This is a genomic window from Caballeronia telluris, assembly GCF_001544495.1.
Taxonomy (GTDB): domain Bacteria; phylum Pseudomonadota; class Gammaproteobacteria; order Burkholderiales; family Burkholderiaceae; genus Caballeronia; species Caballeronia telluris.
This window is the reverse complement of the sequence record NZ_FCNZ02000001.1, coordinates 622431-640824: the sequence shown is the minus strand read 5'-3', so window position 1 is coordinate 640824 and position 18394 is coordinate 622431. Positions and strand designations below refer to the sequence as shown.

Sequence of the window (18394 nt, the reverse complement as noted above, 5' to 3'; positions counted from 1 at the left end):
GGGAATACATCCAAGAAGACACAGCCATTCATCTGTGCGCTTAAGCCGTAAGACACGAACTGTGTCGTACAAAACATCCAGACAAGTCATTGATTTATCGCGCCTCAATCGTACATTTTCAGACTCGGAAATCGGCCCTAGACAGGAAGCGAAATCGTTACTGGACAAGGCAGAGTGCGATTAGTGTGACTATGCCGAAGGGGTATATCTACGCGGCGATGGCGTTCTCGGCGCTGGTGGAGGGGTTGAATATGCTGTCGCGGAGGGCGAAGGCGCGCAGAAGCGCGTAGCAGCCGCGTTGAATTCACAGCATCGCGCGGCGGACGCCGCGCGATGCCGTGTCAGAATGGAAGCTCCGACTGCCGCGAATCCTTCTTCGGCTTCACCTCTCGCTTCGCCTCTTCCCGCAGCCACCGCGCGATCGCATCGACTACGTGCTGCCGCTCGGCGTCAGCCAGCACCCTTCCCGCTTCGATCCCGTGCCATTTCGCGAGACAGCCGCGGCAGCACGTCGCGGTCGCGTGCTGTGCGATGAACACGGGATGGCCGCGAAACGGCGTCTGCTTGCCGTCGTTCGAAAGCGTAGCGGGGGCGAGCCGTTTATCGATCAGTTCGCGCGCGTGTGCGATCACCTCGTCGAGCCCTCTGTCGTGCAGATAAACCAGCTCGCGCGCGCCGAGCCTGAAACGCCGGCGAAACGCGGACTTCGACAACGCCTCGAACAGCGAATCGAGATCGCGCATCACCGTCAAGCCTTTCGATAAAGCGACGAATCCGCGAAACCTTCAGCCGCGAGCACACGACCGACGACAATCAGCGCCGTCCGCTCGATCCCCTTCGATTGCACCTTCGGCGCGATATCGGCAAGCGTGCCGAGCACTTTCTCCTCGTCCGGCCAGCTCGCGCGAAACACGACCGCGACCGGGCAATCCGCGCCGTAGTGCGGTAGCAGGTCGGCGACGATGCGCTCGATGTGCCGCACGCCGAGATGGATCGCCAGCGTCGCGCGATGCCGCGCGAGATCGGCGAGCGCTTCGCCTTCGGGCATCGACGTCTTCGTGGCGTAGCGCGTGAGAATGACCGTCTGCGAGATGCCGGGCAGCGTGAGTTCGCAGCCGAGCGTCGCCGCCGTCGCCGCCGCCGCCGTCACGCCCGGCACGATCTCGTAGGGAATCGCCAGCGCGTTCAGCCGCCGGATCTGCTCGCCGATCGCGCCGTAGAGCGACGGATCGCCGGAATGCACGCGCGCAACGTCCTGCCCTTTTTCATGCGCGTCCCGCAACAGCGCGACGATTGCATCCAGGTCCAGCTCCGCCGTGTTCACCACCGTGTGCGCGGCGTGCCCCGACAGCACGGCCTCGGGCACGAGCGAGCCGGCGAAGAGAATCACCGGGCACGAGCGGATCAGCCGCTGCCCCTTGACCGTGATGAGTTCGGGATCGCCGGGTCCGGCGCCGATGAAATAGACCGTCATCGTGAAACCTGCAACAAAGGTTGATCGGAAGGCAGCCAGTGCGCGAGCGCGTCGAGGGCGCTTGCCGTGTCGTCGAACTCGCGGGTCGCCGGGGGAAGTTCGGGCCTTTTCAGCATCACGACGGGCACGCGCAACTCGCGCGCCACCGTGAGCTTCGCCTCGGTCGCGCCGCCGCCGCTATTCTTGCTGACCACGATCTCGATGCGCCGTTCTTCGAACAGCGCGCGTTCGCCTTCGACGGAAAACGGCCCGCGCGCGCCGATGACCGTCGCGCGCGCGTTGCCCGCGTGGGCGTCCAGGCAGCGGATCGTCCAGTGCTGCGACGGCGGTATCTCGTCGACATGCGCAAGCGGCTCGCGCCCGAGCGTCCACAGCACCCGCCGATACGGCGCAATGCGCGCGACGACTTCGCTCCAGCCGTCGGCATTGCGCCAGTCGTCGCCGGGTTGCGGCGTCCACGCGGGTCGCCGGATCGCCCAGCACGGCACGCCGGTCAAAGCGCTCGCCTCGCAGACGTTGCGGCTCATGCGTGCCGCGTAAGGATGCGTCGCGTCGATCAGCAATCCGATGCCCTGCGCCGCGACGAACGCCGCCAGTCCCTGCGCGCCGCCATATCCGCCGACGCGCACTTCGCAGGCGAGATCGGCGGGCACGCGCCCGAGTCCGGCGAGACTGTAGACGTGGTCGGCACCGAGACGGCGCGCGATCGCGAGGGCGTCGCCGGTGCCGCCGAGAAGCAGCACGCGCGTCACGACGCCGCTCCGACGATGCACCCTTGCCGGTCGATCGCGAACGCCTCCACGACGATGCCTTCCGGCACCACGCCGAGCGCCACGTCGCGGGCACGCGTGCACACGATATCGCCGAGTGCGATGCCTTGCGCCCGCGCGAGCGCGAGCGCTTCCTGGCTCGTGTTCGCCGCGCGGATCGCGTCCTGCAACGCCTGATCCGCGCCCGCGTCGGCGGCCCACACGGCGAGCTGCGGCAGGTCGATGCTCGAATGGCGGCTGTGCAGGTCCATGTGTCCGGAGGCGAGCTTGCTCATCTTGCCGAAGCCGCCGCAGAGGCTGAGTTTTCCGACGGGCGCGCGTCGCAGATGCTTGAGCACCGCGCCGGCGAAGTCGCCCATTTCGACGAGCGCGATGTCCGGCAGTCCGTAGTGCGCGCGCATCGCGTCCTCGCTCTGGTTGCCGGTGCACGCGGCGATGTGCGTGTAGCCGTTGGCGCGCGCGACGTCGATGCCCTGATGGATCGACGCGATATACGCCGAGCACGAAAACGGCCGGACGATGCCGGTCGTGCCGAGAATCGACAATCCGCCGACGATGCCGAGCCGCGGATTCATCGTCTTCTGGGCGAGCGCCTCGCCGTTCTCGACGCCGATCGTGACGTCGAAGCCGCCGGTAAAGCCGTGTTCGCGCGCAAGCGCTTCGATGTGGTCGGTCATCATCCTGCGCGGCACCGGATTGATGGCCGGCTCGCCGATCGCGAGCGCGAGGCCCGCGCGCGTGACCGTGCCGACGCCCGGCCCGGCGAAGAACCGCACGCCCGGTTTCGACGACAACCGCACGCGCGCGAACACGATGGCGCCGTGCGTGACGTCGGGATCGTCGCCGGCGTCTTTCACCGTGGCCGCTTCGGCGATGTTGCTGTCGCCGGCCCTGTGACGGCAGTATGCGAGCGGCATGATGACGACCTGCCCCTTCGGCAGCGTGATTTCCGCGCCCTCGCTCGCTTCGCCGCACAGCAGCAGCCGCGCGGCCGCGAGACTCGTCGCGGTGGCGCAACTGCCGGTGGTGTAACCGCTTCGGAGCGGCGCGGGCTGTTCGGTCGTCTCGTCACGCATGGCTGAGTGGTCTCGATCCGAAGTCAGCGCTTGAACGCATGCAGCAGCGTAATTGGCAGCGCCTGACGCCAGGTATCGAAGGCGCCGAGCGGCTCGGCCTGCGCGACGCCGATACGCGTCAGGTCGCCGCCATGCTGCGCGCGCCAGGCGATGAGCGCGGCTTCGCTTTGCAGCGTCACCGCATTGGCGACCAGCCGCCCGCCTTCGCGCAATTTCGCCCAGCACGCGTCGAGCACGCCCGGCACCGTCACGCCGCCGCCGATGAACACCGCGTCGGGCGCAGGCAGGCCGACGAGCGCGCCGGGCGCCTCGCCGTCGATCAACTGCAGGCCCGGCACGCCGAGCGCGTCGCGATTGTGCTCGATCAGGCGCTGCCGTCCGTGATCCGCTTCGATCGCGATCGCGCGGCAGGACGGATGCGCGCGCATCCATTCGATGCCGATCGAGCCGCAGCCCGCGCCGACGTCCCACAGCAGTTCGCCCGCGCGCGGCGCGAGCCGCGCGAGCGTGATCGCGCGGACGTCGCGCTTCGTGAGCTGGCCGTCGTGGCGATAGGCGTCGTCGGGAAGGCCGGCGGTGAGCGGCAGACTCGCGCCGTCGGCGTTCGCGCGGCATTCGACGGCCACCAGATTCAGCGCGGCGACGCGCGCGTGCGTCCAGTCGTCGGCGCGGGCGTCGATGCGCCGCTCGTTCGCGCCGCCGAGATGCTCGAAGACGCTCATGCGGCTCGCGCCGAATCCGCGCGCGTCGAGCAATGCGGCGATCGCGGCCGGCGACGCGCCGTCGCTGCTTAAGACGAAGAGGCGCGCGCCGCGATTGAGCGATGCGTTGAGCGACGCGAGCGGCCGCCCGACGAGCGACACGCTCGCCACGTCCTGCAACGGCCACTGCAATCGCGCCGCCGCGAGCGACAACGACGACGGCGCGGGCAGCACACGCCACGCGTTCGCTTCGAGATGCCGCGCGAGCGTCCCGCCGACGCCGAACAGCATCGGATCGCCGCTCGCGAGCACGACGACCGGCCGGCTTTTTTCATGCAGCAGCGGCTCGACGGAAAACGGCTTCGGCCACGCCACGCGCCGCGCCGAGAGGCGCGCGGGCAGGAGCGCGAGATGCCGCTCGCCGCCGTAGACCGCGACGGCCGCGAGCAACGCGCGACGCGCATCGCGCCCGAGTCCGGCCCAGCCGTCTTCTCCGATTCCCACCACGGTCAGCCAGGGTGACATCCGCCGATCCTCGATTCCGGTTCTTTCATGTTTGACGCGCGCACGCAAGGGCGCGAGAAGCTTGGCGGGCGCTGAAAGCGGGCATAATACCCGCTTAGTCGGTGCCCGTTCGGGCCTAACAGGGAACACAGTGAAACTGTGGCTGCCCCCGCAATTGTACGCAGCGAGTCCGCGCCCCACTGCCACTGGTTTATACCGGGAAGGCCGGCGCGGATGGCGACCTGCCAGCCAAGAGACCTGCCGACACAGTGCTCGCGAGACGCCGATCGGGCGGGGTGTACCGATCCAGCCGTGACCGCGCGAGTCCACACGGGTTACGCTTTGAGCACACATTCACACGCACCTTCGGCACCGCGAGCCTCGGCTTGTCCGGGGCTTGCGCGCATCGTGCCCGCGCGCGACGGCGGCCTGTGCCGCATTCGCCTGATGGGTGGCGAGCTGACGTCGGCGGCGGCGCACGTCGTCGCCGATGCCGCCGCGCGCCACGGTTCCGGCGTCATCGAAGCGACCAATCGCGCGAACCTGCAACTGCGCGGCATCCGCGACGACGCGCACGAGGCGCTCGTCGCGATGCTGCTCGATGCCGGTCTCGGCCCGGCGACGCCCGGCGCCGACGACATCCGCAACCTGCTGCTGAGTCCCCTCGCGTGCGACGAGACGCGCTCGCTCGCCGAACAGATCGTCGCGGAGATGCAGCGCGACGTGCGGCTCCATGCGCTCTCGCCGAAGTTCGCGTTGCTGCTCGATGGCGGCGAGCGTCTCGCGATGCTCGATCATCCGCACGACATCTGGCTCGCGGCGATGGACGACGGCGCGCGTTTCGCATTTGGGCTGGCCGGCTGTCCGCCCGTCGCGCCCGACGATGCGCCCGCCATCGGCTCGGTCGAACGATCGCAAGCGGTGCCGCTCGTGCTCGCGCTGCTGCACGCGTTCCTCGACCTCGCCGCGCCCGAGCAAGCGCGCATGCGCGATCTGCTCGACGCGGTGTCCGTCGAACGCGTTCTGGCTTCGCTCGACGTCCCCTTCATGCGCGACGCGCGCGCGTGGCGCCGTGCTCCCGCCGATCCGGCATTGCGCCTGGGCGCACATGCGCAAGCCGGGCACGACGCGATGCACGTGGGCGCGCAACCGCCGCTCGGACGGCTTTCCGTATCGTCGCTGCACGCGCTCGCGGAACTCGCCGCGACCCGCGGTTCGTCCGTCCTGCGCATGACGCCGTGGCAAGGCGTGCTGCTGCCCGGCGTGGAAGCGGCGAACGCGCCGTTTGTCCTCGACACGATGCACACGCTCGGCTTCGCCACTTCGCCCGACGAGCCGCTCGCGCGCGTGATCGCATGCGCGGGTTCGCCGGGCTGCGCGCGCAGTCCCGCCGACACCAAAGCCGACGCGCTGCGCCTCGCCGAACGCCTGCCGCCGGGCACAGGCGAAGTGCATCTGAGCGGCTGCGCGCGTTCGTGCGCAGCGGCGCGGCCCATCGCGACGACACTCGTCGCCGTGTCGCCCGGCCGCTACGACCTTTTTCAGCACGCAGCGCAATCGAAGACGGACACGCGCTGCATCGCCCGCAACATCACGATCGAAGAGGCGGCCGCCTGGCTCGCCCGGAGCACTGCCGATGCTTGATTACATTCGCGATGGACAGGAAATCTATCGCCAGTCGTTCGCGACGATCCGCGCCGAAGCGAATCTCGCCGCCATTCCCGCCGACCTCGAAAAGCTCGCGGTGCGCGTGATCCACGCGTGCGGCATGGTCGACGCCATCGGCGACCTGCGTTTTTCGCCGGGCGCGGGCGCGGCGGGCCGCGAAGCGCTCGCGGCCGGCGCGCCGATTCTCTGCGACGCGCGCATGGTCGCCGAAGGCATCACGCGCGCGCGGCTGCCGGCGAACAATCGCGTGATCTGCACGCTCGCCGATGCGTCCGTGCCCGAACGCGCCCGCGCGCTCGGCAACACGCGCTCGGCGGCGGCCGTCGAACTGTGGCTGCCGGACCTGGCGGGCAGCGTCGTCGCGATCGGCAACGCGCCGACCGCGCTCTTTCACCTGCTCGACCTGATCGATACGGGCGCGCCCAAACCCGCGCTGATTCTCGGCTTTCCGGTCGGTTTCATCGGCGCGGCGGAGTCGAAGGCGATGCTCGCCGCCGACAGCCGCGGCGTGCCGTTCGTCGCGTTGCAGGGACGGCGCGGCGGCAGCGCGATGGCCGCGGCCGCCGTCAACGCGCTCGCCACGGAGGCTGAATGATGAGCGGGCGTCTCTATGGTCTCGGCGTCGGTCCGGGCGATCCGGAACTCATCACGGTGAAGGCGCTGCGGCTCTTGAAAGCAGCGCCGGTGGTCGCGTACTTCGTCGCGAAAGGCAAGAAGGGCAACGCGTTCGGCATCATCGAGGCCCATCTCGACGACACGCAGACGCGCCTGCCGCTCGTCTATCCCGTGACGACCGAAGCGCTCGAACCGCCGCTTTGCTACGAGACGATCATCAGCGCGTTCTACGACGAATCGGCGCTCGCGATCGCCGATCATCTCGAAGCGGGACGCGACGTCGCGGTGATCTGCGAAGGCGATCCGTTCTTCTACGGCTCGTACATGTACCTGCACGACCGGCTCGCGGCGCGCTTTCACGCGCACGTCGTGCCGGGCGTGTGTTCGATGCTAGGCGGCGTGGCCGTGCTCGGCGCGCCGCTCGTGTATCGCAACCAGAGTTTGTCAGTGCTCTCGGGCGTGCTGCCCGAAGACGAACTGCGGCGCCGCCTCGAAGCCGCCGACGCCGCGGTCGTCATGAAGCTCGGCCGCAACTTCGAGAAAGTGCGGCGCGTCCTGGTCGAACTCGGGCTCGCGGAACGCGCGCTGTATGTGGAACGCGCGACGATGGCGAATCAGCGCATCGTGCCGCTCGATGAAGTCGATCCGATGGCGTCGCCGTATTTCTCGCTGCTCGTCGTGCCGGGGGAAAAATGGCAGGCTTGAACCGGGACGCGGCGAGTGTCGCGATCGTCGTGCTCGGGCCGGGCGCGCTCGACACCGCGCGGCGAATTCAGCCGGTTTATTCCGGCGCGCAAGTGCATGGACTCGCGCGCCGCGTCGTTGGCGCCGATGTCGCTTTCACGGAACTCGGCGAGCATCTGCGCGCGCTGTATGCGGCCGGCACGCCGATCGTCGCGTTGTGCTCGGCGGGCATCGTGATCCGCGCGATCGCGCCGTGTCTCGCGAACAAGGGCGCCGAGCCGCCGGTGCTCGCGGTGGCCGAGGATGGCAGCGCGGTCGTGCCGCTCGTCGGCGGCCTGTCCGGCGTGAACGCGATGGCACGCGAGATCGCCAGGGCGCTCGACACCGCGCCCGCGATCACGACGAGCGGCGAACTGCGCTTCGGCACGTGCCTGTTGAATCCGCCGGAAGGCTACGTCCTCGCCGATATCGAGCACGGCAAGCGCTTCGTGTCCGATCTGCTCGCGGGCGCTCCGACGCGCATCGAAGGCGCCGCACCCTGGCTCGACGATGCCGGCCTGCCGCGCGCCCCGGACGCGCGGCTCGCGATTCGCGTGACTTCGCGCATCGCGCGCCTGGGTGAAGGCGACGATCTGATGATTCATCCGCGCTGCGTCGTTGCGTGGGTGGGCGATGCTTCGCGCGGCGACATCGCCGAACGGGTGCGCCTCGCGTTGCGCGAGCACGGCATCGCGCCGCTTTCGCTCGCGGTGCTGCTGGCACCCTTGCGCGATGCGGCGTCGGAACCGCTCGCCGAAGCCGCGCGAACGCTCGGCGTGCCGCTGCGTTTCAACGCTGAACCGCCAACGGACGCGAGCGAGCGATTCGTGTCGCAGGACATCGTGCTCGCGGTGTCGGAACGTCCCGTCGATCCGTCGACGACCGGCCGGGCGCGCGGCAAGCTGACCGTGATCGGTCTCGGCCCGGGCAGCGCGGACCTGATGGTCCCGGCGGCGAAGCAAGCGCTCGCGCAAGCCGACGACATCCTCGGCTACGACACCTATGTGCGCATGGCGGGCCCGTTTCGCGACGGCCAGCGCGTCCACGGCACCGACAACCGCGAAGAGATGCAGCGCGCGCGCCATGCGTTCGAACTCGCGAGCGAAGGGCGCCGGGTCGTGGTCGTATCGTCGGGAGACCCCGGCGTGTTCGCGATGGCGGCGGCTGTGCTCGAAGCGCTCGACCGAGCGCACGAAGAAGCGCACGCACGCGAGCCCGCATGGACGAGCGTCGAACTCGACATCGTGCCCGGCGTCTCGGCCGCGCTCGCAACGGCCGCGCGCGCGGGCGCGCCGCTCGGCCACGACTTCTGCATGCTGTCGCTGTCGGACAATCTGAAACCCTGGTCGATCATCGAAACGCGGCTCAGGCACGCGGCCGAGGCCGATCTCGTGATGGCGTTCTACAACCCGGTGTCGCGGGCGCGGCCGTGGCAACTGGATCGCGCGCTCGACATCGTGCGCGAGCATCGCGCGGGCGCAACGAAGGTGGTGCTCGGACGCGACATCGGCCGGCCCGGCGAGACGCTCGTCACGACGACGCTCGACGCCTTGCACTCGGATCAGGTGGACATGCGCACGATGGTGATCGTCGGCTCGTCGACGACGCGCGCGTTTCCGAAGGACGCGAAAAGCGAGTGGGTCTATACGCCGCGCTGGTACGGCGAAAAACCGTAGACAAGGTCGTCGGCGGTGCTGTACTGCGCGTCCCATGCGTCGGCGAGCGACGCGCAGCGCCCGAGCCGAACCGCATCGCGCTCGAAATCGACGATGACGACGCGGTCTGCATCGACGGGACGCGACGGCGTATCCGACGTGCGGCCGTCCGTCAGGAGCCACAGCCAGCGCGCCTGCGCGGGCCGCTTGCGCGACGCGCGCGCGAGCACGTTCGCAGCGGTACGCACCCCGAGCGTGAGCGGCGTGCCGCCGCCGCCGCCGATCGGCGCGACCCAGTGCTCGTTCCACCAGTGCGCCGCGCCCGGCTGACGACGCACTTCGGCCCGCCCGCCGCCGAAACACACGAGCGCGACCTCCGCCCGCTCGCGATACGCTCGGTCGAAGAGCGCGACGAGCAGTCCCTTCGCCAGCGCGAGCCGCTTGCCCGCGAGCATCGAACCGGAGCAATCCAGCACGAAGCAATAGAGCGCCGCGCCCTCCCCGCCCTTGCGGCGAAACCGGACGTGCCGCGCTTCGAGCGGCGCATGCCGCTTCGCGCGCAAGGTCTGCATCCAGTCGATGGAACGGCTCGCGCGGCCTTCGCGCGTGATCGTGCGTCCCGCCGACTGCGATTCGAGCCATCGAAGGCGGCCTGCCTCGGCTTCCGGCTCCGGCCTTCGATGGCTCAGGCTTTTTTTGGCTGCAACGGCCTGACGTTCTTGACCGTCGCGGTTTCGACGGGTTCGGGCGGCAGATAGCCCCAGTCCGCGTCGTTTGCTCGCGGGTTCGCTTGCGGGTTTGCATGCCCTTGCGACTGCGGTTGTTGCGGTTTCTCGCCCTCGCGCCGCCGATGCTTCAGCACGGCTTGCGCGACACGCTCCACATGCTCCACGTCGATCGCACGCGCACCCTCGAACGCCGCGAGCGCACGTGCCGCGCGCAGCATCACGAGATCGGCGCGCAGTCCGTCGACCTGCGCCGCGATGCAAAGCTCGCTCACGCGCGCGTGGACGGCATCGTCGAAATCGAGGCTCGCGAGTTGCGCGCGCGCCTCGTGGATGCGTTGCGCGAGCGCCGCCTGCTCGCGCGCGTGACGATCGCGAAACGCCTGGCTGTCGGTATCGAACGCGAGGCGCGCCTTGACGATGTGCTGCCGCACCGGCGCCTCGAAGCAATTGCCGAGTTCCACCGCGAGGCCGAAGCGGTCGAGCAGTTGCGGACGCAGTTCGCCTTCTTCCGGATTCATCGTGCCAATCAGCACGAAGCGCGCTTCATGCCGATGCGAGATGCCGTCGCGCTCGATCGTATTCACGCCGCTCGCCGCGACGTCGAGCAACTGATCGACGAGCGGGTTCGGCAGCAGGTTCACTTCGTCGACATAGAGCACGCCGCGATGCGCCTTCGCGAGCAAACCGGGCGAGAACTTCACGCCGCCGTCGCGCAGTGCGCTTTCGATGTCGAGCGTGCCGATCAGTTGTTCCTCGCTCGCGCCGAGCGGCAGCGTGACGAACCGGCCTTCGGGCAGCAGTTCGGCGAGCGCGCGCGCCGCCGTCGACTTCGCCGTGCCGCGCGGACCGGTGACGAGCACGCCGCCCAACGCCGGATCGACGGCGGCGAGCAACAGCGCCTCTTGCAACGGCTGCTGGCCGACCAGCGCGGCAAAGGGAAATACGGAAGAGTCGTTCAAGGTCATTGGCCTTCGAGTTGCTGTTCGGCGTCGAGCAGATGCCGCTCGACTTGCGCGCGATAGTCGCCGGGGTGTTGCCACAGACCGCGCTGCATCGCTTCGGTCAGGCGCTCGCAGATCGAATGCAGCGCGTGCGGATTGTGGCGCTGCATGAACGAACGCGTGTCGGCGTCGTTCACGTAGGCATCGGTGACGAGCGCGTACTGATGATCCGACACCACGCGCGCGGTCGCATCGTAACCAAACAGATAGTCCACGGTGGCCGCCAGCTCCGACGCGCCCTTGTAGCCGTGCCGCTTCACGCCGTCGATCCACTTCGGGTTCACCACGCGCGAGCGGATCACGCGCGCGATCTCCTCGTTCAGCGTGCGGATGCGCGGCGCGGCGGGGTTGCTGTGATCGGCGTTATACGCCTCCGGTTGCGCACCCGACAGATGCCGGACCGCCGCGACCATGCCGCCCTGGAACTGGTGATAGTCGTTCGAATCGAGCAGGTCGTGCTCGCGGTTGTCCTGGTTCTGCACGACGACATCGATGCCCGCGAGCCGCGCGCCGAACGTCTCGCGCGCATCGATGCCGTCGCCGGCCTGCGAATACGCGTAGCCGCCCGCGCTCTGAAACGCGCGCGACAGGTCGCCGTCGTCCTGCCATTGCTTCGCGTCGATCAGTTCCTGGAGGCCCGCGCCATACGCACCGGGCTTCGTGCTGAACACGCGCCAGCCGGCACGCGCACGCGCTTCCTTCGCGTCGACGCCGCGCGCGACCAGCTCATCGCGCTCGCGCAGGATACGCGCACGGATCGGGTTGAGGTCCTCGGGCTCGTCGTCGAGTTCGGCGATCGCCTGCACGGCGGCATCGAACAGATGCATGAGGTTCGCGAACGCATCGCGGAAGAAGCCCGACACGCGCAAGGTCACGTCGATGCGCGGACGGTTGAAGATCGTGATCGGCAGGATCTCGAAGTCGGTCACGCGATGGCTGCCCGCGGCCCACTTCGGGCGTACGCCCATCATCGCGAGCGCCTGTGCGATGTCGTCGCCGCCGGTGCGCATCGTGGCCGTCCCCCACACCGAGAGACCGACCGCGCGCGGATAGTCGCCGTGATCCTGCAGATGCCGCTCGATCAGCAAATTCGCCGACTTGAGGCCGATCGACCAGGCCGCTTGCGTCGGCAGCGCGCGCGTGTCGACGGAGTAGAAGTTGCGGCCGGTCGGCAGCACGTCGGGGCGTCCGCGCGAAGGCGAGCCGCTCGGGCCCGGCGGCACGAAACGCCCTTCGAGGCCGCGCCGAAGCTGCGTCAATTCTTGCGGACCGCATGCATCCAGGCGCGCGAGCAGGTCGCCTTGCAGGCGCTCAAGGACGAGCGATGTCGCGGGCCATGCGTCCGTCGTGTCGGGCGCTTCCAGCAGCGTCGTCGCGAGCAGTTCGAGACGCTCGCGCGTGTCGCCGTGATGACGCCACGCCGCCTCCGTCACGTCGAGCAGCGCGGCGGGACGCGGTCCGGTCCACGGCGCGGCCCAGTCGGCATCGAGCGGATCGAAGGCGTCGCCGAGTTGCAGATCGCGTGCGAGCGCGGTGAGGAGACTCGCGTTCGCGCCCTGTGCATCGCCGACAGGAAAGCGGCCGAGCGCGAGCAGCGTGTCGCGCCGCTGCACGCCTTGCGGCGACGCGCCGAACGTATGCAGGCCGTCGCGGATCTGCGCTTCCTTTAATTCGCAGAGATAGGCGTCGGTGCGCGTGAGGAGCGCGTCGTCATCGGCGGCGGCGAGCCCGAGTTCTTCGTGCAGCCGTTGCGCGACGATGCCTTCGAGGATCGACTTGCGCAGCAGCTTCGCGCGGCGCGGATCGACCATCAGCGCCTCGTAGTATTCGTCGACCTGCCGTTCGAGGTCCTGCAACGGGCCGTAGTTTTCGGCGCGCGTGAGCGGCGGCATCAGATGATCGACGATCACCGCCTGCGCGCGGCGTTTCGCCTGGCTGCCCTCGCCCGGATCGTTGACGATGAACGGATACAGATGCGGCATGGGTCCGAGCGTCAGGTCCGGCCAGCACGAACCGGAGAGCGCCATGCTCTTGCCCGGCAGCCATTCGAGATTGCCGTGCTTGCCGACATGCACGATCGCATCGGCGGAAAAACGCCCGCGCAGCCAGAAATAGAACGCGAGATAGGAATGCGGCGGAACGAGCTCCGCATCGTGATAGCTCGCGTAGTCGCCGCGTTCGCGCGATCGCGCGGGCTGGATGCCGACGAACACTTCGCCGCAACGCCAGCCCGCGATCATGAAGCGGCCGCGTCGAACGGCCGGGTCTGCTTCGGGCGGTCCCCAGCGTTCGTTCAACTCCTGCTGCACATTCGAAGGGAGCTTGTGGAATGCATCGAGGTAGTCGTCGAGCGCGAGGCTTTGCAGCGCGGGGCGCAGGTCGCGCACGACCGGATCGTTGGTCACGCCTTCGGTCAGCGAGCGCATCAGCGCGTCGCCGTCGGCGGGAAGCGGGCCGACGCGATAGCCCGCATCGCGCAGCATCGTCATGATGTTGACGACCGACGCCGGCGTGTCGAGCCCGACACCGTTGCCGATGCGCCCTTCGGAAAGCGGATAGTTCGCGAGGATCAACGCGACGCGCTTCTGCGCATTCGCGGTCGATCGGAGATGACACCATCGGCGGCTCAGTTCGGCAACGAAGCGCACGCGTTCGTGGTCGGGCTGATAGCGCACGACATCGACCTGCGTGTGCTTGCAGTGATACGCAAGCCCCTTGAAGCTGATCGCGCGCGTGATGATGCGGCCGTCGACTTCGGGCAGCGCGACATGCATCGCGACATCGCGCGAGTTCAGACCGTGGTTGTCCTTCAGCCAGTCGTCGCGATTGCCGCCGCTCAGGATCACCTGAAGCACCGGCGCATCGCCTGCCAGTTCGAACGGCGCGGGATCGTCGATCACGCCGGCGGCGAACGCCGTCGTATTCAGCACGAGCGATGCGCGATGATCCGCGCACAACTGTTGCACGACCTCGCGGCTCACCGCGTCCTTCAGCGAGGACATCGCGATCGGCAACGGATTCATGCCCTCGGCTTCGAGCGCGCCGACGAGCGCATCGAATACGGCCGTATTGCCCGATTGCAGATGCGCGCGATAGAAGAGTATTGCCACCACGGGCGCGCCTTCGGTCCAGCGCGCGCGCCAGTCGTCGATGGTCGCGACGTCGCGCGCCGGATGATAGAGCGCGACCGTGGGCAACGCGCTCGGCGCACGTGCTTCGCGGCCCCAGCCGAACGCGCGATGACCGATCGCGCGCAGGAACTCTTCCGCATTCTGCGCGCCGCCTTCGCGCAGATAGCGCCAGAGTTGGTGGCAGAACGCGGGATCGGCCGTGCTCTTCGCGACGAGGTTCGGGTCTTCCTGAAGGTCGCCGGAGAACATCACGAGCGTCTGCTTCTCACGCTTCGCGAGCGCGACGATGCGTTCGATGCCGTAGGGCCAGTATGCTTCGCCGCCGAGATGGTCCACGATCACGACGCGCGCATGACGCAACACATCGTCGACGTAAAAGTCCACCGACGCGGGCTGGCGCAGGAACGCCTGGTTCGCGAGCCGCACCGCCGGAAAGCCCGCTTCCAGACGCGGCACCGCGCTCGCGAGCAGCGAGAGCGTCGTGTCGGCGGAACTCAGCACGACGATCGGCGCGGGTGTCTGCTCGATGCGCATGACGCCCGCCGCGTCATCGACGAATCCGCCCGGCGTCGTGCGCAGCAGATGCATCGCCTTACGCCTGCGCCGGGACGCGGGACAGCGCGGACGTCAGCGCTTCCTGCAACGCGGGCTGGTCGAGATCCTCGCCGATCAGCACGAACCGGCTCGCTTCGCCCTTTTCGGCCTTTTCGCCCGCTTCCCAGCGACGGTCGAAGTAACTGTCGAAGCGCTTGCCGACGCCCTGCACGACGAGCCGCATCGGCGCGCCCGGCAGCGCGGCAAAACCCTTCACGCGATAAATCGTGTTGGCTTCGACAAGCATCTGCAACGCCGCGACGACCTGCTCGCGCGACTCGACCTGCGCGCTCACGACGACCGAATCGAAGTCGTCGTGATGATGATCGGCGTGGCCTTCTTCATCGGGCGAACCGTGGTGATCGTGGCGCAAGTGGATCGTGTCTTCCGACGCGGATTGCAACCCGAGCAGCGCATGCAGGTCGAGCTGTCCCATGTGCGCGGGCACGATCTTCACCTCGGCCGGAATCTCGCCGCGAATCAGCGCTGCCACTTTGGCCTGCGCGGCTTCGTCGATGAGATCGGTCTTGTTGAGGATCACGAGATCGGCCGACGCTAGCTGGTCTTCGAACAACTCGTGCAGCGGCGATTCGTGATCGAGATTCGGATCGGCGCGACGCTGCGCATCGACGGCTTGCGGGTCCGCCGCGAACTGGCCGCTCGCCGCAGCCGGTCCGTCGACGACCGTCACGACCGCATCGACCGTGAACGCGTTCTTGATCGACGGCCAGTTGAACGCCTGCACCAGCGGCTTCGGCAATGCGAGCCCGGACGTCTCGATCAGCACGTGATCGATGGTATCGCGTCGCTCGACGAGCTGCTCCATGACCGGATAGAACTCTTCCTGCACGGTGCAGCAGAGGCACCCGTTCGCAAGCTCATAGAGATTGCGTTGGCCCGACGACGGTTCGTCTTCGCAGCCGATGCCGCAGCCTTTGAGAATCTCGCCGTCGATGCCAAGCTCGCCGAACTCGTTGACGATCACTGCAATGCGCAGACCATTGGCGTGCGAGAGGATATGCCGCATGAGCGTGGTCTTGCCGCTGCCGAGAAAGCCGGTTACAACCGTCACCGGGATTTTGCGCGTCTGCATCCGTTGCTCCGTGAGTGTTCTGCTGCTTGCGCCGTGGCGATACGTGTGGTTCGTAAAGCGCCAGGCATCGTGAGGAATTGAACCGCGCCGCATCCCCGCGACGGCGATCCGTTCTGTTGTCTGGCCGGTATCCGGGCTGACGAAAACGCCGCTTCACCTTCCCGCGCGATGGGCATGACAAACGCGCAGTGGAGCAATGCAGATGCGGCGAACGCACGTGCACCGAAGCCGGCATGGCCGCGCGCGAGACATCGATACGATGCGCGACGTGCGGCTTTCGCTTACCGTTGCGGGGGCAGCGCAGGTTGGCGACGATCCGTGGCGGACCGGACGCTTCCTGCTTCCCGTTTAACCGCGCGCGAAAGAGCAACGCGCGCGAGCACCAGAATGCGAGCAAGTCTAGGCTGCAAGCGCACGAGCGTCAAGAAAGGACGCCCCTTCCCGCGCCCCTCCTGTGTTATCTTTCCACCCGCGTCTGGTGCTCATGCGCGGCTCGTCGAGGCCCGCATAGTCAAACGGGAAACAGGAGCACAATAGCCCCAGGGCCAAGTGCCAATCTGTGCTGTCCCCGCAACGGTACGCGACCAGCGGCTCAACCTGCCGCGCATTCTTTTCACGGCCACTGCGAGGCAACGAGCGGGAAGGCGAACGGAGTGAGGTCGCAAGCCCGGATACCGGCCAGCGCAAGTGGCAGGCAACGCGTGCATCGCACCGTTGCCTCGGCCGAACGCCCGCGTCCGCGAGGGACGGATCCGCGGTGCGCAGTGCATCCCAGACGCATCACATGAATCCAGCTATCGCGCGCGAACGTGCGGAACCTGCATGGCGCCATCGCCCGAACCGGCGAGGTGCCGCATGACCGCGCCGCAAGGCCGCGTCGACCTGATCGGCGCAGGCCCCGGCGACGTCGAACTGATGACGCTCAAGGCCGTCAGGGCGCTGTCGGAAGCCGACGTCGTGCTCGTCGACGATCTCGTCAACCCAGACGTGCTTTCGTTCGCCCGCTCCGACGCGCTCATCACCTACGTGGGCAAGCGCGGCGGCCAGCCTTCGACACCGCAGCCCGTCATCCTCGAACTGATGCTCGCGCACGTGCATGCGGGACGCCGCGTCGCGCGCCTGAAGGGCGGCGATCCGTTCGTGTTCGGGCGCGGCGGCGAGGAAATGCAGGCGCTCGCCGCCGAGGGCGTGCAGGTCGGCGTGATCCACGGCATCACCGCGGGCATCGCGGCGCCGGCCGCCATCGGTATTCCGCTCACGCATCGCGATCATGCAATGGGCGTCGTGTTCGTCACGGGGCACGGCGCGAGCAAGGATGCCGGCAGCGGCGACGGCAGCCGTGAACCCGACTGGGCCGCGCTCGCCGCGACAAAAATGACGCTCGTCATCTATATGGGCATGCGGCGGCTCCCCGACATCGTCGCGGCGCTGATCGCGGCCGGCCTTGATCCGCACACGCCCGCCGCTGCCATCGAAGCGGCCACGCGCCCCGAACAACGTCATCTGCGTGCGCCGCTCGCGAGTCTGCCCGATGCCGTCAAGGCGGCCTCGCTCGGCGCGCCCGCCATCGTCGTGATCGGATCGGTGGTGGGCCTCGGCATCGCAAGCGCGCTCGATGCAATGGCGGGCACGTCATGACGGCACTTTCCATCGTGCTCGGCATCGGCTGCCGGCGCGGCGTGAGCGTCGAGGAAATCGAAGCCGCCGTGCAGACTGCACTCAATGCGCTCGATGCGCCCGGCGCGCGTTCGCTCGCCAGCGTGCGCGCGGTAGCAAGCATCGAAGGCAAGTCGGACGAAGCCGCGCTGCTCGCGTTCTGCGAACGCCATCGCCTGACGCTGCAGCTTTTCACGGCGCAACAGATCGAAGGCGTCGACACGCGCGCGTCGGCGTCCGCGCAGGTCCGCAAGCATCTGGGCGTCGGCGGGGTCTGCGAACCGTGCGCGCTGCTCGCGTCGCACGAGGGACGCATCGTCGTGCCGAAGACGATCGTCGACGATGTGAGCGTCGCCATCGCCGCCGATCACTCATCTCATCATTCGAAGAGCCACGCATGAAAACCGATACCGAATCGCACCTGCGCATGACGCAGCGTCGCAAGGAAGGCCACGAGAAGAAGCAGGCCGCCGCCGATCACGAGAAGGGTCTTTTGATCGTCAACACCGGCAATGGCAAGGGCAAGACGACGGCCGCGTTCGGCATGGCCGTGCGCGTGCTCGGCCACGGGATGAAGCTCGGCGTCGTGCAGTTCATCAAGGGCGCGCTGCATACGTCCGAGCGCGATTTCCTCGGCGCGATCGCGAACTGTGACTTCGTCACGATGGGCGACGGCTACACCTGGAACACGCAGAACCGCGAGGCCGACATCGCCACCGCGAGGAAGGGCTGGGACGCCGCGTGCGACATGATCAAGAGCGGTGAGTATCGGATGGTCGTCCTCGACGAACTCAACACGGTGCTCAAGTACGAATACCTGCCGCTCGATGAAGTGCTCGGCGTACTGAACGCGCGGCCCGCGACGCTGCATGTGGTCGTCACCGGCCGTCATGCGCCCGATGCGCTGATCGAAGCCGCCGATCTCGTCACCGAGATGCGGCTCGTCAAGCATCCGTATCGCGAGCAGGGCGTGAAGGCGCAACGCGGCGTCGAGTACTGAAGGCG

General features: G+C 68.1%; 16 protein-coding genes, 1 pseudogene and 3 riboswitches. Of the genes and pseudogenes, 8 read left to right on the top strand and 9 right to left on the bottom strand.

What is annotated here, in order from left to right:
• Positions 1 to 191: 191 nt before the first annotated feature.
• Positions 192 to 290: pseudogene (locus AWB66_RS34205) on the top strand (TerC family protein); the annotation flags it as partial.
• A gap of 51 nt (positions 291 to 341) precedes the next feature.
• Here the strand turns inward: AWB66_RS34205 and AWB66_RS02940 are convergent.
• Genes AWB66_RS02940 through cbiE form a run of 5 tightly spaced genes read right to left on the bottom strand, consistent with a single transcriptional unit; the run spans position 342 to position 4546 of the window.
• Positions 342 to 743, bottom strand: coding sequence for a DUF4186 domain-containing protein (locus AWB66_RS02940; protein ID WP_087628809.1), 402 nt, complete (start codon positions 741 to 743; stop codon positions 342 to 344).
• Positions 744 to 748: 5 nt separating this feature from the next.
• Entirely contained in the window at positions 749 to 1474 is a 726-nt protein-coding gene (gene cobM, locus AWB66_RS02935; protein WP_087628730.1) for a precorrin-4 C(11)-methyltransferase, read from the bottom strand.
• Positions 1471 to 2226, bottom strand: coding sequence for a cobalt-precorrin-6A reductase (locus AWB66_RS02930; protein ID WP_087628808.1), 756 nt, complete (start codon positions 2224 to 2226; stop codon positions 1471 to 1473). The genes cobM and AWB66_RS02930 overlap by 4 nt, the downstream gene beginning before the upstream one ends.
• Positions 2223 to 3320 carry a cobalt-precorrin-5B (C(1))-methyltransferase gene (locus AWB66_RS02925; RefSeq protein WP_087628729.1) on the bottom strand — a complete coding sequence of 366 codons (1098 nt, stop codon included), beginning with the start codon at positions 3318 to 3320 and terminating at the stop codon, positions 2223 to 2225. The genes AWB66_RS02930 and AWB66_RS02925 overlap by 4 nt, the downstream gene beginning before the upstream one ends.
• 23 nt (positions 3321 to 3343) lie before the next feature.
• Complete coding sequence (gene cbiE / locus AWB66_RS02920) at positions 3344 to 4546, bottom strand: precorrin-6y C5,15-methyltransferase (decarboxylating) subunit CbiE (protein ID WP_087628728.1); 1203 nt, start codon at positions 4544 to 4546, stop codon at positions 3344 to 3346.
• Between the two features lie 82 nt (positions 4547 to 4628).
• Positions 4629 to 4805: riboswitch (cobalamin riboswitch) on the top strand.
• 128 nt (positions 4806 to 4933) lie between these two features.
• Here cbiE and cobG point away from each other — a divergent pair.
• From cobG to cobJ, 4 genes are read left to right on the top strand one after another with little or no spacing between them, the layout of a single operon-like run.
• Entirely contained in the window at positions 4934 to 6169 is a 1236-nt protein-coding gene (gene cobG, locus AWB66_RS02915) for a precorrin-3B synthase (protein ID WP_235020952.1), read from the top strand.
• The gene (locus AWB66_RS02910; RefSeq protein WP_087628726.1) at positions 6162 to 6788 is read left to right on the top strand and encodes a precorrin-8X methylmutase; all 627 of its coding nucleotides are present in this window, start codon (positions 6162 to 6164) and stop codon (positions 6786 to 6788) included. The genes cobG and AWB66_RS02910 overlap by 8 nt, the downstream gene beginning before the upstream one ends.
• Positions 6785 to 7513: a precorrin-2 C(20)-methyltransferase gene (locus AWB66_RS02905; protein ID WP_087628725.1), complete on the top strand. Its 729-nt coding sequence runs from the start codon at positions 6785 to 6787 to the stop codon at positions 7511 to 7513. Before AWB66_RS02910 ends, AWB66_RS02905 begins: the two co-directional genes overlap by 4 nt.
• A complete protein-coding gene (cobJ, locus tag AWB66_RS02900) occupies positions 7501 to 9207 on the top strand; it encodes a precorrin-3B C(17)-methyltransferase (RefSeq protein WP_087628724.1) in 1707 nt (568 codons plus the stop codon). Before AWB66_RS02905 ends, cobJ begins: the two co-directional genes overlap by 13 nt.
• Here cobJ and AWB66_RS02895 read toward each other — a convergent pair.
• The 4 genes from AWB66_RS02895 to cobW all read right to left on the bottom strand — a co-directional run bounded on the left by AWB66_RS02895 (position 9174) and on the right by cobW (position 15733).
• Complete coding sequence (locus AWB66_RS02895; protein WP_087628723.1) at positions 9174 to 9758, bottom strand: vWA domain-containing protein; 585 nt, start codon at positions 9756 to 9758, stop codon at positions 9174 to 9176. The genes cobJ and AWB66_RS02895 overlap by 34 nt on opposite strands.
• A 113-nt stretch (positions 9759 to 9871) precedes the next feature.
• The gene (locus AWB66_RS02890) at positions 9872 to 10879 is read right to left on the bottom strand and encodes a magnesium chelatase ATPase subunit I (RefSeq protein ID WP_087628722.1); all 1008 of its coding nucleotides are present in this window, start codon (positions 10877 to 10879) and stop codon (positions 9872 to 9874) included.
• Entirely contained in the window at positions 10876 to 14634 is a 3759-nt protein-coding gene (gene cobN / locus AWB66_RS02885; RefSeq protein ID WP_087628721.1) for a cobaltochelatase subunit CobN, read from the bottom strand. Before cobN ends, AWB66_RS02890 begins: the two co-directional genes overlap by 4 nt.
• A 4-nt stretch (positions 14635 to 14638) precedes the next feature.
• Positions 14639 to 15733 (bottom strand): cobalamin biosynthesis protein CobW, encoded by a 1095-nt coding sequence (gene cobW, locus AWB66_RS02880; protein WP_087628720.1) that lies wholly within the window; start codon positions 15731 to 15733, stop codon positions 14639 to 14641.
• A gap of 105 nt (positions 15734 to 15838) precedes the next feature.
• A riboswitch (cobalamin riboswitch) is annotated at positions 15839 to 16135 on the bottom strand.
• 56 nt (positions 16136 to 16191) lie between these two features.
• Positions 16192 to 16430, top strand: a riboswitch (cobalamin riboswitch).
• A gap of 158 nt (positions 16431 to 16588) precedes the next feature.
• Here cobW and cobA point away from each other — a divergent pair.
• Genes cobA through cobO form a run of 3 tightly spaced genes read left to right on the top strand, consistent with a single transcriptional unit; the run spans position 16589 to position 18389 of the window.
• The gene (gene cobA / locus AWB66_RS02875) at positions 16589 to 17371 is read left to right on the top strand and encodes a uroporphyrinogen-III C-methyltransferase (RefSeq protein ID WP_087628719.1); all 783 of its coding nucleotides are present in this window, start codon (positions 16589 to 16591) and stop codon (positions 17369 to 17371) included.
• Positions 17368 to 17790 (top strand): cobalamin biosynthesis protein, encoded by a 423-nt coding sequence (locus tag AWB66_RS02870; RefSeq protein WP_087628718.1) that lies wholly within the window; start codon positions 17368 to 17370, stop codon positions 17788 to 17790. Before cobA ends, AWB66_RS02870 begins: the two co-directional genes overlap by 4 nt.
• Entirely contained in the window at positions 17787 to 18389 is a 603-nt protein-coding gene (gene cobO, locus AWB66_RS02865) for a cob(I)yrinic acid a,c-diamide adenosyltransferase (protein ID WP_087628717.1), read from the top strand. The genes AWB66_RS02870 and cobO overlap by 4 nt, the downstream gene beginning before the upstream one ends.
• The last annotated feature ends 5 nt before the right edge of the window (positions 18390 to 18394 follow it).

Excerpts from the sequence above, each read along its gene's own strand:
- cobW (WP_087628720.1), bottom strand. The coding sequence starts at position 15,733 with ATGCAGACGCGCAAAATCCCGGTGACGGTTGTAACCGGCTTTCTCGGC.
- cobN (WP_087628721.1), bottom strand. The coding sequence starts at position 14,634 with ATGCATCTGCTGCGCACGACGCCGGGCGGATTCGTCGATGACGCGGCG.
- cobO (WP_087628717.1), top strand. The coding sequence starts at position 17,787 with ATGAAAACCGATACCGAATCGCACCTGCGCATGACGCAGCGTCGCAAG.
- AWB66_RS02895 (WP_087628723.1), bottom strand. The coding sequence starts at position 9,758 with ATGCAGACCTTGCGCGCGAAGCGGCATGCGCCGCTCGAAGCGCGGCAC.
- cobA (WP_087628719.1), top strand. The coding sequence starts at position 16,589 with ATGACCGCGCCGCAAGGCCGCGTCGACCTGATCGGCGCAGGCCCCGGC.
- AWB66_RS02940 (WP_087628809.1), bottom strand. The coding sequence starts at position 743 with ATGCGCGATCTCGATTCGCTGTTCGAGGCGTTGTCGAAGTCCGCGTTT.
- AWB66_RS02870 (WP_087628718.1), top strand. The coding sequence starts at position 17,368 with ATGACGGCACTTTCCATCGTGCTCGGCATCGGCTGCCGGCGCGGCGTG.
- cbiE (WP_087628728.1), bottom strand. The coding sequence starts at position 4,546 with ATGTCACCCTGGCTGACCGTGGTGGGAATCGGAGAAGACGGCTGGGCC.
- cobJ (WP_087628724.1), top strand. The coding sequence starts at position 7,501 with ATGGCAGGCTTGAACCGGGACGCGGCGAGTGTCGCGATCGTCGTGCTC.
- AWB66_RS02925 (WP_087628729.1), bottom strand. The coding sequence starts at position 3,320 with ATGCGTGACGAGACGACCGAACAGCCCGCGCCGCTCCGAAGCGGTTAC.
- cobM (WP_087628730.1), bottom strand. The coding sequence starts at position 1,474 with ATGACGGTCTATTTCATCGGCGCCGGACCCGGCGATCCCGAACTCATC.
- AWB66_RS02910 (WP_087628726.1), top strand. The coding sequence starts at position 6,162 with ATGCTTGATTACATTCGCGATGGACAGGAAATCTATCGCCAGTCGTTC.
- AWB66_RS02905 (WP_087628725.1), top strand. The coding sequence starts at position 6,785 with ATGATGAGCGGGCGTCTCTATGGTCTCGGCGTCGGTCCGGGCGATCCG.
- AWB66_RS02890 (WP_087628722.1), bottom strand. The coding sequence starts at position 10,879 with ATGACCTTGAACGACTCTTCCGTATTTCCCTTTGCCGCGCTGGTCGGC.